Below are 14,936 nucleotides of genomic sequence, written 5' to 3' on the forward strand. Positions count from 1 at the left end.
GAGCGTTGGTCCTCAGGCGCGCTTTATGCGTTTGCGGGCGATGACGATGGCGTCATAGCGATTGGACACACCGAGCTTGCCGAAGATGTTGCGCAGGTTCCACTTGACCGTCTGCAAGCTGAGGCTGAGCGTCAGAGCGATGCGCTTGTTAGACATCGATTGCTCCAGCAATACCAGGATTTCCAGTTCGCGCTTGGTCAAAGACAGGCCGCCATCGAAATCGGTAAGCAGGGTGAGCTCGCCTTTCCCATCGATCCGCGCGTCAATCTCGCTGTCTACCGGCGCCGGGCCGGGACTCTGCTTGAGCTGATCGAGGTAGGCATCCAGGTCCGGATTATCTGGGCACTCAAGGCCATGCAGCAGCCGCGACAAGACCTTGCCCTCGTCAAAAAAAGTCCTCAACAGGCCTAGGCGATAGCCACTGAGCACGGCGTGCCAGAGCGCCTCCCCAGCCTCGATGTCGCGACCCAATTGATCCAACGCCAGGCAACGCAGCAGGTCCAGGCGTACCCGCCAGACACCGCGCTGATACTCGCTGACCAAGGCATCCAGCTCGACCAGCACCCGCAAGGCCATCTCTGGCTGGCGCCTGGACAAGGCGACTCGGGCCAGGGAAAGCGTTGCCAGCACCTTGATTTCCACACTCCGTGGACACGGTTCCAGATGCTGCTTTTGCAGGTCGTCGAGCACCATCTGCAGGCTTTCACCGTGGCGCCAGTCGCCGTCGGCGAGCACCATGCGCACCTGCTCGGCCAGCATGTTCGCCACCCCCCGGTCAGAACCGAGCCGGCGGAAGTGCTGTTCGCGCTGCCGAAGGAACTCCAACGCGCTGCGCGATGACTCCTGCAGGTACTGAAGCCGCGCGAAGCACAACACCGCGTTGATCATCAGTTCGGGAACGGCGATATGCAGGATGTCCAGGCGGTTGGAAAGTGCCTCGCGGGCGTCGTCGATTCGATCGAGCTCGTAGAAGGCGGTCGCCATCAGGGCCGCGCAGTTGCAGGCGCTGACCGAGCGACGCCCATGGACGGTCTCTGCCTCCGCCAGCAGGTCGCTGCCGATTCGCACGGCCTCCAGCATATTGCCCTCGAACAGTGCGACGTGAGCCATCGAGTTGACTGCGATCAGCGCCATCTCGTGCGTGTTACCACGTAGCCCACGCGCCTGCGGTGAATTGAAGTAGCGGCGCGCGTCGTGATGGCGACCTACAGTGCCGAGACAACCTATATAGAGACTGGCAAACACCTGCGCGAGGAACGGGCTATCCAGCGGCTGTTCCGCCAGAGGCTCAAGGAGTTGCAGGCATTGGCCTACATCATCGCGCTGGTTGGCAATCGCCGCCTTAAGCACGGCCAGTTCCATGCGCCTGTCCGGCACCACTCCGGCCTGTTGCCAGACTGCGATCCACTGCTCAGCCTTGTCGGTACGCAGGGTCAGCACACTGCTCCAGATGCCGATCAGGAAGAGTTCCGGATGCTGGGCCAGCGTTTCAAGCGGCACCCGGTCGAGCCAGCACATGAACTCACTCAGATGACTGATGCTTTTAAGCGGCGGCCTGATCCGCTCCAGCAGGCCGATCAGGTAGTCCACGTCTTCCGTCAACAGCGCATGGCGCGCCGCTTCCGCCACCAGTCCGGCCTCCTCGAACCAGCGGGTCGCCCGCAAATGCAAGGAGCGTATGTCGTACCCAGAAGCCAATAGCTGCTCGGCGAGAAACTCCGAAAACATAGGGTGCAAGCGGAACCACTGCAGGTCACCCGGTCCGTCCACCGGCTGCAGGAACAGATTGCGCGCCTCGATAGCCTGAATAAGTGCCTGGGCGTCATCCACCCCGGTGATGTGCGCGGCCACGGTCGAGTTGAAACGACGCAGCATGGATATCTTCTGCAGGAAGTCCAGTAGCGGCGGCGGCAGGTCCGCCAGGACATCCTCCGCGAGATAGGCCCCCAGCGCCTGGCGGGTCGGCTGCAATGCAGCTGCACTGAGCTTGCGGCGCGGATTGGCCTTCAGGGCAATCGCCAGCAGCTGTAGACCTATGGGCCAGCCGTCGGTCTTGTCATGCAATGCGCGTGCGACATCCACTTCAATGCCTTGATCGAGGTGGCTGCGCAGATAGGCGAAGGCTTCACGGAAGCTGAACAATAGCTCCTCGCCATCGATCTCGCAGAACTCTCCCATTGCTCGCCAGCGCCCGAGCAGCAACATCGGCACTGTCCGGCTGGCGAGGACAATGTGCAGGTTCTGCGGAGCTCGTTCGATGAGCCCCTGTATCAACCGGTCGATACGCGGATCGGTGGCATGCTGGAAGTCATCGATGATCAGATACAGGTCGCTCTTGACCCTGGCCACGCTGTTGACCAGTAGCGAGAGAAACGGTTTCAGCGCGTCATCCGAGACGATTTCGCCAGGCACCAGCGTCCCTTCCAACGCCATACCGGCTTGTTGCAGTGCACCCACCAGGTTGGTGCAAAACGGCTCCAACTGGCCTTCGTCAGTCGATAGCGACAACCAGGCCACCGTCGCACCGCCCTGGATCAGCGACTGCCGCCATTGCGCCACCAGCGTGGTCTTGCCGAACCCCGCACCTCCGGTCACCAGGAACAGACGGCTATTGCGCGCTTCGCTCAGCCGCACGAGCAGTTGCTCGCGCAAGATACTGTGGCTGCCAATCCTCGGCGGTGTGAACTGGCTGTTAAACAACAGAGGTGATTGGCTCATCTGAACTCCTTATTCCGCAACGGCCGGTCCCGCCTGCGTGCGGCCTGGAGGGAACTCGCTGTACTTTGACTAAGGTGCATCGTAGCCGTCGCGCCCTGCCGTCGTTGGCGCGACCGCGATAAAGGTACCCGCGGTAGGGAGTCTCCCCATCCACAGGAGGGGTGGGCCTGCCAGGTGGATGCATTAGTCTGGCTGCACTTCCCCTCCAGGACTGTTTCAGGATGCGTACGCCACTCCACTTCACCTCTCAACAGGCCTTGCTCGTCCAGAGCATGCGGGCTTTCGTCAGCTCGGAGATTCAGCCGATTGCCGCCACGCTTCAGCGGGGCGCTCGAGCTCATCCACAACTCCTCGAGCTGTTGGAGAGTCTGGCCGAGTTCGGCCTGCCTGGCGGAGCGGTCGCAACGGAGCTGGGCGGGATGGGGTTGGACTGGACCAGCCTTGCCCATCTGTTCGAGGAGCTGGCCAGAGGCAGTGACGAACTGGCCGAAATAGCGCTCGCTAACCTGCTGACAGCGTGGCTGCTGGCGTCCCGGGACACCTCGCGCGACGGCTACCTGGCAGATCTCCTCGAAGGCCGCTGCATCGTCGGTTTCGCCTTGGACCACCAAGGCCTGAGCACGACCGTCCAGCGCGGCGGCTTCCTCCTCGATGGTACTGTCGAGCAGGTACGCGGTGCCGCCTGGGCGGACCTCCTCATCTGCAGCGCGAACAATGGCAATGGTGGGCAGAGCTGCTTTCTGCTGGACCGGCATGCGGACCGGATCGATATCTCTCATTCACACTCTTCCGGAAGCGCCTCGGCTCCCCTTTCCAACTTACAGGTCACCCAGACCTTTCTGACTGAGGAGCGATGGCTTGGCGACGCGACCACGATCGCCCGCCTGCACGACCTTCGTAAACTGTTCAAAGGAATGAATTGCGTCGCAAAAGCGCAGCAGGTGCTCGACCACGTCGTCGAGCAGACGCGCGAACACACGACCGGCAACATTCAGCCCCTGCTGGCCCTGCACCTGGCCGAAATGGCCACCGCCGTGTCTGCAGCTCGGCAGATGATCGTCGCCAGCTTGCAGCGTCTGGACGAAGGCCAGGCCTCTCGGACCGAGATTCAGATGGCCAGCCTGCTCAGCGCGAGGACCCTGGCGAAGATCGACCAGTTGGCAGCGCGCATAGACCCGTCGCATCGATCGATCGCAATGACACTCGATCAGTCAGAGCATGACGCCGACGCGCAGGCGATCACCCGCGCGTTGTTTCAGGCCTGAATCTCATCCTTCAACGCCGTATCGGTATGCCAATCAGCCAGACTTTGCCGGCCCATCAGGCGGCAGTCGGAAACCTGCGAGGGTTGACGCGGAAAGACCGCCATGCTCCTGAGAGGGCGCATGGCGGTCTGTTCTTTGGCAGTTACGCGATGTTGCGCGAGTGGTTTTCCCAGAACGGTTTGCGCAGTTCGTTCTTAAGAATCTTGCCCACTCCTGAAAGCGGTAGAGCACTACGGAACTCGACGCTGCGCGGACACTTGTAGCCGGCGATACGATCGCGGCAGTGGCTGACGATTTCGGCTTCGCTGCTGCCGCAATCCGACTTCAGTACGATGATCGCATGCACGGTCTCACCCCACTTGTCGTGGGGAATGCCGATGACCGCGCACTGCGCCACGGCCGGATGGCTGGAGATGGCGTTCTCCACCTCGGCGGAATAGATATTCTCACCGCCACTGACAATCATGTCCTTCAGGCGGTCGACGATGTAGACAAAGCCCTCCTCGTCCATGTATCCGCCATCGCCGGTATGCATCCAGCCGTCGCGCAGCACCTCCGCGGTGGCCTCTGGCTTGTTCAGGTAGCCGAGCATGACGTTCGGCCCACGCACGACGATCTCGCCCACGCTGCCGCGCGGCACTTCGTGATCCTCGGCATCGACGATGCGCAGCTCGACGCAGTTCATCGCACGGCCGGCGGAATACATCTTGCCGCTGTGGTGGTGCGCGTCGCAGTGGTACTCGGGATCGAGCATGGTGCCGCCGGTAGTCAACTCGGTCATGCCATAGCCCTGGAAGAAGCGAGCCGAGGGGAAGGCTTCGCAGGCACGATCGAGCAGCGCCGGAGAAATCGGCGAGGCGCCGTAGATGATATTGCGGATCGATGCCAACTCGACCTTCGCCAGCGCCGGATTGGCGTCGCGTGCATCGAGCATCATCTGGATCATGGTCGGCGCCAGCATGACGTCCGTGACCTGCTCGTCGATGACCGCCTGCAGGGCAGACTCGCCGCTGAACGCCGGCAGCACGACGTGCACGCCACCGGTCACCACTTGGCCGTACATCGCCGAGAAGTCGGCCAGGTGGAACATCGGCATGGCGTGCAGGAACACCGAGCCACTGCCGTAGAAGCCCCGGGTCAACCCCGCCAGGCCGGCGAAGGCCAGGTTGTTGTGGCTGATCATCACGCCCTTGGGGAAGCCGGTGGTACCGCCGGTATAGAAGACGCCGAGGAGCGCATCACCGCTGCGGCGCACGTCCTCCACCGGCTCGGCGGCCGCCAGCAGCGCCTCGTAGTTGAGCATGCCCTCCGGAGTCTCGCCGTCGCCGGCATAGATCATGTGGCGGAGTGTCTTGGCCTGTTCGAAGATCGCCTCACCCATCGCCTTGAAGGTGTCGTCGACAATCAGCATGGTCGATTGCGAGTCGTCCAGGGAATAGACGATCTCGGCGACGCTCCAGCGTGTATTGACCGGGTTCAGCACGCCATCGGCCCAGGGTACGCCGAACGCGTATTCGAGGTAGCGCTGCGAGTTGCGCGAGAGCATGGCGACACATTCGCCACTGGCCATGCCCAGGGTCTTGAGTGCGCCGGCCAGGCGAGCGATGCGGCTGCCAAGCTCGGCGAAGGTGACGCTGCGGCCCTGCTCGCGAATGGCAGTTGCCTGAGGGCGCTGCTGCATGTGGCGGTGTAAGCCTTGGGTGATGTACATCTGAACCTCCACTCTTGTTGTTATTGGCGGATGCGCGCTGTGCAGGCTGCATGCAACACCAAGTCACTCATGCCCCGTCCGGGGCCTTCAGTCGACGGCCACAGCCAGCGGCAACGCTGCGGCCGCTCGGCTGCGGGCCAGTAATATGTTCGCGGCTTCGCCATCGCTGCGGTAGCCATGGCAGGTGCCGATCACCCATTGGTTGCCAGAAAACCCGTTGGCCGGATCGACTGCCGCCCGCTCTCGCGGGGTGCCATAGGCGAGCATGGAAACTGTCTGGTAAACGGTAGTCGCCATCGGGCCGAGCAGTTCGGTCAGGTGGGTACAGCCCTGCTCGCCGCCCACGCGTTCGAGCAGCCGTTTCTTGAAGCCTGAACCTATGCGCAGCCCCTTCAAGGCCGCATAGGCGCCGTTTATCTGGCTGCAGAACGGCATCGGCCCGACCTCGGTGACAGCCTTCAGGTCGTGGATCAGCAGATCCTGGTCGACGGTCATGACGATCAGCATCTGGTGCACCGGCTCGTTGGCAGGAATGCTGCTGAACAACAGCGTGGTGTCATACGACTTGGTATCGCGCAACCGCCCTTCGAACTCGAACAGGCCGTCCTCGCGCAGATAGCCCGTGCAGGTGACCTGGCGAGTGTGCAGCAAGCGCCGCTGCTGGTTTTCCGATGCGTATTCCGCCATCACAGTCTTCTCTTGAGGCAATCAGGGTTGAAAGGCCTTCCCTGGCGAACCGGGCGGCACTCTCGTGGATGAGCGCCACCCGAATCCTCTCTTACAGCGAGCGACCGACCAGCTCGCGCTGGATCTCGTTGGCACCGCCATAGATGCGCGCGACGCGGGCGTCGGCGAACATCCGGGCGATGGGGTACTCGTTCATGTAGCCGAAGCCGCCGAAGAACTGCAGGCAACGGTCCATGACCTCGCCCTGGCGATCGGTCAGCCAGAACTTGCCCATCGACGCCAGGGTGGTGTCCAGGGTGCCGTCGACCCAGCGCTGGATGATCAGATCAACGAAGGTGCGCGAGGCGACCACCGTGGCCTTCACATCGGCGAGCTGGAAGCGGGTGTTCTGGAAGTCCAGGATCGCCTTGCCGAAGGCCTTGCGCTCCTTGGTGTACTCCACGGTCAGGGCCAGGGCGCGCTCCATGTGGGCGACGGCCTGGATGCCGATTTCCGCGCGCTCGTATGGCAATTGCTGCATCAGCTGGATGAAGCCCTGCCCTTCGGCGCCGCCGAGCAGGCAGTCGGCCGGCACGATGCAGTCCTCGAAGAACATTTCCGAGGTGTCCTGGCCCGGCATGCCGATCTTGTCCAGGCACTTGCCGCGCTGGAAGCCCGGCGTCTTGGTGTCGACGATGAACAACGAGATACCCTTCGAGCCCTTGGCTTCCAGATCGGTCTTGGCGACCACCACCACCATGTCGCTCAACTGACCGTTGCTGATGAAGGTCTTCGAGCCGCTGATGACGTACTTGTCGCCCTGCTTGACGGCGCGGGTGCGCACGCCCTGCAGGTCAGAACCGGTGCCCGGTTCGGTCATGGCGATGGAGCAGATCACCTCGCCCGAAGCGATCTTCGGCAGCCACTGCTGCTTCTGCGCCTCGGTGCCGCCGGCCAGGATGTAGTGGCCGACGATATGGTTGATGCTCAGCGCGATACTGGCCGAGCCGCCATAGGCCAGCTCCTGCAGCACCACGGCGTAGTGCGCCGGAGTGCCGTCGGCGCCGCCATACTCGGAAGGGATGTCCGGCAGGATCATGCCCATCTCGCCGCAGGCCAACCAGGTGGCGCGGTCGCCTTGGTGTTGCGCACGCCATTCATCCTCATGCGGCGCCATGCGCTCACGCACGAAGCGGCGGATGCTGTCGCCGAAGGCGGAGAGCTCTTCGTTCACCCAGGGGGAACGGTAATTGTCCAGTTGCATGTCGGATTCCTCTCAGGCTCAGACGTTGCCGTGACCGCCGCCGCAGACGATAGTCTGGCCGGACACGTAGTTGGCTTCCGGCAGGCACAGCATGACCACCGCACCGGCTGCTTCGTCCGGAGTACCCGGGCGACCCAGCGGAATTACCTGGCTGGCGCCATCGACCACGGCCTTCTGCACGCCAACCTTGATCACACGACCCTCGATGTTGATGGTCTTGCTCTCGTCGCCGGCCAGCGCCTGGGTCATGCGGGTTTCGATAAAGCCGAAGGCCACGGCGTTGACGCATACCTTCATGCGGCCCCACTCCTTGGCCAGGGTCTTGGTCATGCCGAGAATGCCGGCCTTGCCAGCAGAGTAGTTGGTTTGTCCGGCGTTGCCGCCCGCGGCAATGGAGGAGATGTTCACCACACGGCGGAACACTTCCTTGCCTTCAGCGGCTTCTTTCTTGGCCTGGGCGCTGATGATCGGCTGGGCGGCGCGCAGGATGCGGAATGGCGCGGTCAGGTGGCAGTCGATGATCGCGTACCACTGCTCGTCGCTCATCTTCTGGATCACGTTGTCCCAGGTGTAACCGGCGTTGTTGACGAGGATGTCGATGGCGCCGTATGTCTTGACGGCGGTCTGCACGAAGCGGTCGGCGAAATCGACTGCAGTCACGCTACCGACGCAGGCCACGGCTTCGCCGCCCGCAGCACGGATCTCGGCGACTACTTCTTCAGCCGGAGCGGCATCCAGGTCGTTGACCACGACTTTGGCGCCGTAGGCGGCCAATTGCAGCGCGACGCTACGACCGATGCCACGACCGGAACCGGTGACCAGGGCGACTTTACCTTCGAGCTTTTTCATTCGTTCTATTCCTATTCAGGTTCTTGCCGTAGGGCGGGTGCAACCCGCCAGGCCGGAGTGGCTGCTTGGCGGGTTACACCCGTCCTACGACTTGTTCGTATGGGGGGGTTCAGGCCAGCGCCACCACGGCTTCGCCGACCAGCTTGGGTTCGCCGTACTGGTTGGCGCACTGGATATCGAGGCGCACGCGCTGTTCGCCGTTCTCCTCGAATTTCTCGGCGATACGCCCGGTCAGGCGCGGGATGTGGCCGAGCTGGGTGATACCCGTGAAGCGCACCGCCAGCTTGCGGATCTGCCGCTGCGGCACCCAGTGGGTGAGCAGGCGACCGAGGTAGGCGGCGGACAACATGCCGTGGGCGAACACGTCGGGTTGACGCGCCTTGCGGGCAAAGTCGATGTCGATATGGATCTGGTTGTGATCGCCCGAGGCACCGGCATAGAGCGCCAGCATGGTGCGATCGATCGGGCGCAGCTTCATCAAGGGCAGTTCGTCGCCGACCTGCACATTGCTGTATTGCGGGATAGTCATGGCCTGCTCCTCAACGCTGCACGAGCGACGAACGGATGTCGGCGATGTGCTCGCCTTTCTGGTTGATGACGCGGGTCTGCTGGACGACGAACTGCAGCGCACCGCCCTTCTTCTCGTACACATCGGCGATGTGGGTATCGAAGGTCAGCAGGTCGCCGGCAAACGCCATTCCGTAATAGGTGAACTCCTGCTCGGCATGCAGGATGCGCCCGAGGTCGAAACCCATGACCTCTTCGACGATCGCCTGCGCATTGCGCCCTTCGCTCTCCAGGCACATCAGGAAGGTCGGTGGCACCGGCAGGGACGGATAACCGGCGGCCTCAGCCGCTGCCTCGTCGGTGTAAATGGGATCGGTCTCGCCGATCGACTTGGCGAAGAAGCGCAGACGGCCCTTCTCCACTTCACAGGTGCTCATTCCGGTGGAGCGACCGATCAGACTCTTGTCTGCCATGTCAGTGTTTCCTGTCGTTTATCCGGGGAATCGCGCGCCTTCAAGGGCGCGCGTGCGGGGACGTGTCAACCGCGACCGTAGAGGGTCACGACACCAGCGCCGCCGAGGCCGAGGTTGTGCTGCAGGGCGTGCTGCAGGTTCTCGACCTGACGCGCGCCAGCGGTGCCGCGCAGCTGGTGGGTCAGCTCGAAGCACTGCGCCAGACCGGTGGCGCCCAGCGGGTGACCTTTGGACAGCAGACCGCCGGACGGATTGATCACCACCTGACCGCCGTAGGTGTTGTCACCGTCCATGACGAACTTCTCGCCGCCACCAGCCGGGCAGAAGCCCAGGCCTTCATAGGTGATCAGTTCGTTGTGGGCGAAGCAGTCGTGCAGCTCGCAAACGCGGATGTCTTGCGGGCCGACGCCAGCTTTTTCGTAGACTTCCTGGGAGGCCTGGCGGGTCATGCCACTGCCGACGATTTCGATCATCGACGGCGGGTCGAAGGCTGCCGGCTTGTCGGTGGCGAGGGCTTGGGCGAGGACCACCACGTCGGTACGCAGGCCGTGCTTCTTGGCGAAGCGCTCGGACACGAGGATCGCCGCGGCGCCACCGCAGGTCGGCGGGCAGGCCATCAGACGGGTCATCACGCCCTCCCAGACCACTTGGTCGGCCATTACTTCTTCAGTAGTGACGACTTTCTTGAACACCGCCAGCGGGTTGTTGGCGGCGTGACGGCTGGCCTTGGCGCGGATCGCGGCAAAGGTGCTCATCTGCGTGCCGTACTTCTCCATGTGTTCTTTACCGGCGCCACCGAAGAGCATCAGCGCCCCTGGCATGCCGACACCCTCCGGAAAGACTTCGGAAGCGGCACGATAGGATTTGCCCATGGCCGGCTCTCGATCGTTCCAGGAGCTCTTCAGCGCGCCCGGCTGCATCTGCTCGAAACCGAAGGCCAGGGCGCAATCCACCGCGCCGCTTTCCACCGCCTGGCGGGCCAGGTACAGGGCGGTCGAGCCGCTGGCGCAGTTGTTGTTGACGTTGATCACCGGGATACCGGTCATGCCGACTTCGTAGAGTGCCGACTGGCCGCAGGTGGAGTCGCCGTAGACGTAGCCTGCATAAGCCTGCTGCACCAGGTTGTAGTCAATGCCGGCATCCTTCAGGGCCAGGCGGATCGCCTCGGCACCCATCTCGACGTAGCTACCGCTCTGGCCAGGTTTGGCAAACTGAATCATGCCGACACCGGCAACATAGGTTTTCTGCGACATTTCTATCTCCACTATCAGTTGGTCAGTTGCTGGGCTGCGGTCGTCTATCGATCCGGGAGCTCCATGACTTGATGGTCGCGCATGCCCGGCCACCTGTATCCAGCGCGGAGGGAGTGGGGTACCCCACCCCTTCAGGCAATTGCCCCGGCCGATCGCAACGTGGCGATAGCCACTTCGTCTAGGCCGAGTTCGCGGAGAATTTCCAGGTTGTGCTCGCCGTTGCGCACGACCTTGCCGGCGACTGCAGGAGTCGCGCTCAGGTGCGGAGCAGGGGCTGGGTGGACGACCCCGTTGCTCTCCATGAAGGTGCCCCGCGCCAGGTGATGCGGGTGGGCAGGTGCCTCGCTGAAATCCAGCACCGGGGCGAAACACACATCCGTCCCTTCCAACAGCTGGCACCACTGGTCACGACTGCGGGTGCGGAATAGCGCTTCCAGCTTGCTGCGCAGCGCCGGCCATTCCCCGCGGTCCCACTGGGCCTTGAAGGCTGGATCGTCGATTCCGCAGAGTTCGAGGAGCAATTGATAGAACTGCGGCTCGATCGAGCCGATGGACACGAAGCCGCCATCGGCACAGGCGTAGCAACCGTAGAACGGCGCACCGCCGTCGAACATGTTCTCGCCACGACCGCGCCACTCACCGCGCTGCTTGAGCTCGTAATACATCGTGCTGAGCAGCGCCGCGCCGTCGCTGATGGCCGCGTCCACTACCTGGCCTGCGCCCGACTTACGCGCCTCGAACAGCGCGCAGACGACACCGAACGCGAGAAACATCGCCCCGCCGCCCATGTCGCCGGCCAGGTGTAGCGGCGGCGTCGGTTCGCGATCGGCATGCCCCATGGCATGCAGGGCACCAGTGATCGCCAGGTAGTTGAGGTCATGCCCGGCACTAGATGCCAGCGGTCCTGTCTGCCCCCAGCCGGTCATGCGGCCGTAGACCAGCTTCGGGTTACGCGCGAGACAGATGTCGGGACCAAGGCCGAGGCGCTCCATGACGCCGGGGCGGAAACCCTCCACCAGCACGTCTGCGCCCTCGATCAGCTGCAGCAGCACCTCAGTGGCACCTGGTTTGCGCGGGTCGATGGCCAGGCTGCGCCGGCCACGGCCGATCACGCTGTCGTCGCCGTTGAGGAAGCCGGAGACCTGCCGATCGATGCGGATCACCTCGGCGCCCATGTCGGCGAGCAACATCACCGCGAACGGCGCCGGGCCGATTGCATTCATCTCAATTACTTTCACACCTGCCAATGGTCCCGCCATCGCTTGCCTCTCTTGTCGTGGAATGTCCTCGCTGACTCGCGAGGCCAACGCAGCGACAGGCTAGCCGGCGACACCACACGAACAATCACTCGAACGAGCGAAACTCGGCCCTTTTCTACCTGTGGAGCACCATCGGGGCTTCTCAGCCCTTATGAGCGTGGCAATATGGGCGAAAGACCTACAAACGAAGGCCTGCCGCCGTGACTATTGCCGCACGGCGGCGTGCCTGCCGGAGAGTTCGATGTTCGACCGCCCAGACCTGTTGGCGCGCCTGAGCCTGATCCCCACTGTCGCGGAAGCACCGGCACACCAGGCGTGGCCGGACCTCACCGAAACTGGCAATGCCGGCCCCTCTGAACTGCATATCCACCCCACCAAGTTCAGCGTGCCGAGGGCAGTGACCAGCCCTCTCCCTCGCCACGCTTTGCTGCAGCGCATGAGTGACGCCGACGCGCCCCGCCTCATCCTGATCAGCGCCGCTGCCGGCTTCGGCAAGACCACTTTGCTGCGCCTGTACCGCGAACACTGCCTTGCGCAGGGGCGCCGGGTGCTCTGGCTGAACCTCGACGCGGCCGACAACCAGCCGCGTCGCCTGGCGGCTCACCTGCGCGCAGGCCTTCAGCCCGGAGAATCGGTGCGCGGAGACGAAACCTCGCTACTCACCTACCTGGGCAGCCTGGACGAACCATTTTCAATCTTGCTGGACGACTTCGAGGCGCTCACTGCGCCCGCGGCGCTGGACTTCATCCGGCGCTTGCTCGAAGCCCTGCCCGCGTGCGGATCGCTGGTAATTGCCTCCCGAACCACACCGGACATCAGCCTGGGTCGGCTACGTGCCCAGGGCCAGGTGCTCGAGATTGGCACCGCCGCGTTACGCTTCACCCCCGAGGAGACCGCCACCTACCTCCGCGAGACCTGCGGCCTGGAGTTGGACGACAGCGAAGTCGCCAGCTTGCAGCACAGCACCGAAGGCTGGATCACCGCCCTCTACCTGGCCACCCTGTCATTACAAGGCCGCAGCGACCGGACGGCCTTCATCCACTTGCTCTCCGGGTCCAGCCTAGAGCTGGCCGACTACCTGGCCGAGGACATCCTCGCGAACCAAAGCGAGGAACTGCGCAACTTCCTGTTGCAGACCAGCATCCTCGACGACTTCTGCGTCCCGCTCTGTGACGAGCTTCTGGGCAGCCATAACAGCCAGGCGCTGATTGACCAACTCGAGCGCGCCAATCTATTCATCCAGCCGACTGACCCGCAGCGTCACTGGTATCGCTATCACCGGCTGTTCCGCGAGTTCCTGTCTCACGCCCTGGAACGTCAGCTTCCCGGGCAGGCCGAACACCTCCACAGACGTGCTGCGCAGTGGTATCTGAAGACTGAGCGCCCCTTGGCAGCCATCGAGCAGCACCTGCAGGCGACAGACTGGGCGGCTGGCGCGGAACTGCTGGACCGCCAGCTCGACGCGCTGGTCGATGCCGGCCGGTTGCGCCTGCTGTTGCGCTGGCTCGAGCGATTGCCTGCGGATGTTCTCGATGTCTACCCACGCTTGGTGCTGAGCCACGCCTGGACGCTGCTGCTCGATCGCCGCTATCAGCACGCCATGCGGGTCGTCGAGCGCCACCCGGCCGGGCCGGAAATCCAGGCCATCCGCTGCCTGTTACTGGCGCTCACCGATCAGCTGGATGCCGCACTTGCCTTGGGTCAAACCCAGATCGAACGCCTATCGCCACACGACGGCCTGCAGTACAGCATCGTGGCGACACCGCTGGCCTTCTGTCTGGTCTATGCCGGCCGCTACGACGATGCGCGCCACATTTTGACCGAGATGGCGCACCAAGGCTCGCAGGGCGGCCGGGCGCTTCTGGGGGGAATCGCGACCTACATTGAAAGTACGCTCGAACTGACCCAGGGGCATTTGCGCGACTCTTCCGCTCGACTGGAGGCCGCCCGCCTGACTGAGACTCCCGAGCAGAGCAGCAAGTGGGGGGCAGGCAAACCGACGCTGGATATCTTGCGGGCCGTCGTGCTTTACGAGGGCGACGAGCTGGTCAAGGCAGGCCACATCCTCGCCGGCATTCCGGCTGACGCACTGGATATCGCCGGATCGGATTCCCTGATCACCCGCCTGGTGCTTCTGGCACGCATCGCCTTGCAGCTGGGTGACCGCGATGCTTGGCTGCATCACCTGGCCGAGCTGGAACAACTGGGGCGAGGCAGTGGCTCCATGCGCATACTCTGCGCGGTCTGGCTGGAGCGTACCCGCGTCGCCACCCTGGAGGATCGTCTGGATATCGCCGCCCAGGCACTCCACTCCGCGGAGCTATCCGGCGGCTGGGTACGACCGGATCGATCGACGAACAGTTGCGATACCGACACCCCGTTCATCGCTCGGCAACGCCTGCAGATCGCCCGCGGCCAGTACCGAGAGGCCGTTACCGCCCTGCGCCCCGCCATCGAAACCGCACTGCAGTATCAGCATTATCGTCGGGCCTTGAAGCTGCGCCTGTTGCTGGCAATGGCACAGGCCGGAACGGGCCGACGCAAAGACGCCCTGACAACCCTCACCGCGGCGTTGCAGCTGGCCAGCAAGGAGGGGTTTCTGCGGACCTTCCTCGACGAGGGCGCAGCGCTGGAAAAACTTATGCGCAGTTGGGCAGTCTCCTTCCAGGCCCTGTGCAGCAGCCTGAACATTTCGCCGGCCTTCATCACCGACCTGCTGCACCGCTACGAAACGCAGCATGGAGCGAAGACGACTCCGCAAGCTGATTTGCAGCTGACCGCTCGCGAGATCGATGTGATCCGTCTACTGGCGGCGGGCAACCGAAACCGCGCCATCGCCGAACAAATGTGCCTCTCCGAGCACACCGTGAAGAGTCACTTGCGCAGCGTCAGTGGGAAGTTGGGGGCGAAGAGCCGTACCGAAGTCCTCGCCATCGCTCGGGCCCATGGCCTGCTCGACTGAAATCATCTG

General features: G+C 63.4%; 12 protein-coding genes. 2 read left to right on the plus strand and 10 right to left on the minus strand.

Features of this window, described 5'->3' with window-relative positions:
- Positions 1-12: 12 nt before the first annotated feature.
- Positions 13-2,718, minus strand: a complete 2,706-nt coding sequence (locus NVV93_RS10740; RefSeq protein WP_258250650.1) for a LuxR C-terminal-related transcriptional regulator — start codon at positions 2,716-2,718, stop codon at positions 13-15.
- Between the two features lie 221 nt (positions 2,719-2,939).
- Between NVV93_RS10740 and NVV93_RS10745 the strand changes: the two genes are divergently transcribed.
- Positions 2,940-3,983 carry an acyl-CoA dehydrogenase family protein gene (locus NVV93_RS10745; RefSeq protein WP_258250652.1) on the plus strand — a complete coding sequence of 348 codons (1,044 nt, stop codon included), beginning with the start codon at positions 2,940-2,942 and terminating at the stop codon, positions 3,981-3,983.
- Here the strand turns inward: NVV93_RS10745 and NVV93_RS10750 are convergent.
- The 9 genes from NVV93_RS10750 to NVV93_RS10790 form a co-directional block, all read right to left on the minus strand.
- Positions 3,974-4,105 carry a hypothetical protein gene (locus NVV93_RS10750; RefSeq protein ID WP_258250653.1) on the minus strand — a complete coding sequence of 44 codons (132 nt, stop codon included), beginning with the start codon at positions 4,103-4,105 and terminating at the stop codon, positions 3,974-3,976. The two genes, NVV93_RS10745 and NVV93_RS10750, sit on opposite strands and share 10 nt — an antisense overlap.
- Before the next feature lie 20 nt (positions 4,106-4,125).
- Positions 4,126-5,694: a long-chain-fatty-acid--CoA ligase gene (locus NVV93_RS10755; RefSeq protein WP_258250654.1), complete on the minus strand. Its 1,569-nt coding sequence runs from the start codon at positions 5,692-5,694 to the stop codon at positions 4,126-4,128.
- An 87-nt stretch (positions 5,695-5,781) separates the two neighbouring features.
- The gene (locus NVV93_RS10760; RefSeq protein WP_258250655.1) at positions 5,782-6,381 is read right to left on the minus strand and encodes a DUF2889 domain-containing protein; all 600 of its coding nucleotides are present in this window, start codon (positions 6,379-6,381) and stop codon (positions 5,782-5,784) included.
- Positions 6,382-6,472: 91 nt separating this feature from the next.
- Positions 6,473-7,624, minus strand: a complete 1,152-nt coding sequence (locus NVV93_RS10765) for an acyl-CoA dehydrogenase family protein (RefSeq protein ID WP_258250656.1) — start codon at positions 7,622-7,624, stop codon at positions 6,473-6,475.
- Positions 7,625-7,642: 18 nt separating this feature from the next.
- Positions 7,643-8,473: an SDR family NAD(P)-dependent oxidoreductase gene (locus tag NVV93_RS10770; RefSeq protein ID WP_258250658.1), complete on the minus strand. Its 831-nt coding sequence runs from the start codon at positions 8,471-8,473 to the stop codon at positions 7,643-7,645.
- A 109-nt stretch (positions 8,474-8,582) separates the two neighbouring features.
- The gene (locus NVV93_RS10775) at positions 8,583-9,002 is read right to left on the minus strand and encodes a MaoC family dehydratase (protein WP_258250659.1); all 420 of its coding nucleotides are present in this window, start codon (positions 9,000-9,002) and stop codon (positions 8,583-8,585) included.
- A 10-nt stretch (positions 9,003-9,012) separates the two neighbouring features.
- Positions 9,013-9,453 (minus strand): MaoC family dehydratase N-terminal domain-containing protein, encoded by a 441-nt coding sequence (locus NVV93_RS10780; RefSeq protein WP_258250661.1) that lies wholly within the window; start codon positions 9,451-9,453, stop codon positions 9,013-9,015.
- Between the two features lie 65 nt (positions 9,454-9,518).
- Positions 9,519-10,706, minus strand: coding sequence for a lipid-transfer protein (locus tag NVV93_RS10785; protein WP_258250663.1), 1,188 nt, complete (start codon positions 10,704-10,706; stop codon positions 9,519-9,521).
- A gap of 131 nt (positions 10,707-10,837) precedes the next feature.
- A complete protein-coding gene (locus NVV93_RS10790) occupies positions 10,838-11,965 on the minus strand; it encodes a CaiB/BaiF CoA-transferase family protein (RefSeq protein WP_258250664.1) in 1,128 nt (375 codons plus the stop codon).
- 241 nt (positions 11,966-12,206) lie between these two features.
- Between NVV93_RS10790 and NVV93_RS10795 the strand changes: the two genes are divergently transcribed.
- Positions 12,207-14,927, plus strand: a complete 2,721-nt coding sequence (locus NVV93_RS10795; RefSeq protein WP_258250665.1) for a LuxR C-terminal-related transcriptional regulator — start codon at positions 12,207-12,209, stop codon at positions 14,925-14,927.
- The last annotated feature ends 9 nt before the right edge of the window (positions 14,928-14,936 follow it).

Source organism: Pseudomonas sp. LS44 (genome assembly GCF_024730785.1).
In the GTDB taxonomy this organism is placed as follows: domain Bacteria; phylum Pseudomonadota; class Gammaproteobacteria; order Pseudomonadales; family Pseudomonadaceae; genus Aquipseudomonas.

Bases quoted from the DNA above. Each gene is read 5' to 3' on its own strand.
- NVV93_RS10785 (WP_258250663.1), bottom strand. From the start codon at position 10,706: ATGTCGCAGAAAACCTATGTTGCCGGTGTCGGCATGATTCAGTTTGCC.
- NVV93_RS10765 (WP_258250656.1), bottom strand. From the start codon at position 7,624: ATGCAACTGGACAATTACCGTTCCCCCTGGGTGAACGAAGAGCTCTCC.
- NVV93_RS10790 (WP_258250664.1), bottom strand. From the start codon at position 11,965: ATGGCGGGACCATTGGCAGGTGTGAAAGTAATTGAGATGAATGCAATC.
- NVV93_RS10780 (WP_258250661.1), bottom strand. From the start codon at position 9,453: ATGGCAGACAAGAGTCTGATCGGTCGCTCCACCGGAATGAGCACCTGT.
- NVV93_RS10795 (WP_258250665.1), top strand. From the start codon at position 12,207: ATGTTCGACCGCCCAGACCTGTTGGCGCGCCTGAGCCTGATCCCCACT.
- NVV93_RS10775 (WP_258250659.1), bottom strand. From the start codon at position 9,002: ATGACTATCCCGCAATACAGCAATGTGCAGGTCGGCGACGAACTGCCC.
- NVV93_RS10770 (WP_258250658.1), bottom strand. From the start codon at position 8,473: ATGAAAAAGCTCGAAGGTAAAGTCGCCCTGGTCACCGGTTCCGGTCGT.
- NVV93_RS10745 (WP_258250652.1), top strand. From the start codon at position 2,940: ATGCGTACGCCACTCCACTTCACCTCTCAACAGGCCTTGCTCGTCCAG.
- NVV93_RS10740 (WP_258250650.1), bottom strand. From the start codon at position 2,718: ATGAGCCAATCACCTCTGTTGTTTAACAGCCAGTTCACACCGCCGAGG.
- NVV93_RS10760 (WP_258250655.1), bottom strand. From the start codon at position 6,381: ATGGCGGAATACGCATCGGAAAACCAGCAGCGGCGCTTGCTGCACACT.
- NVV93_RS10750 (WP_258250653.1), bottom strand. From the start codon at position 4,105: ATGCGCCCTCTCAGGAGCATGGCGGTCTTTCCGCGTCAACCCTCGCAG.
- NVV93_RS10755 (WP_258250654.1), bottom strand. From the start codon at position 5,694: ATGTACATCACCCAAGGCTTACACCGCCACATGCAGCAGCGCCCTCAG.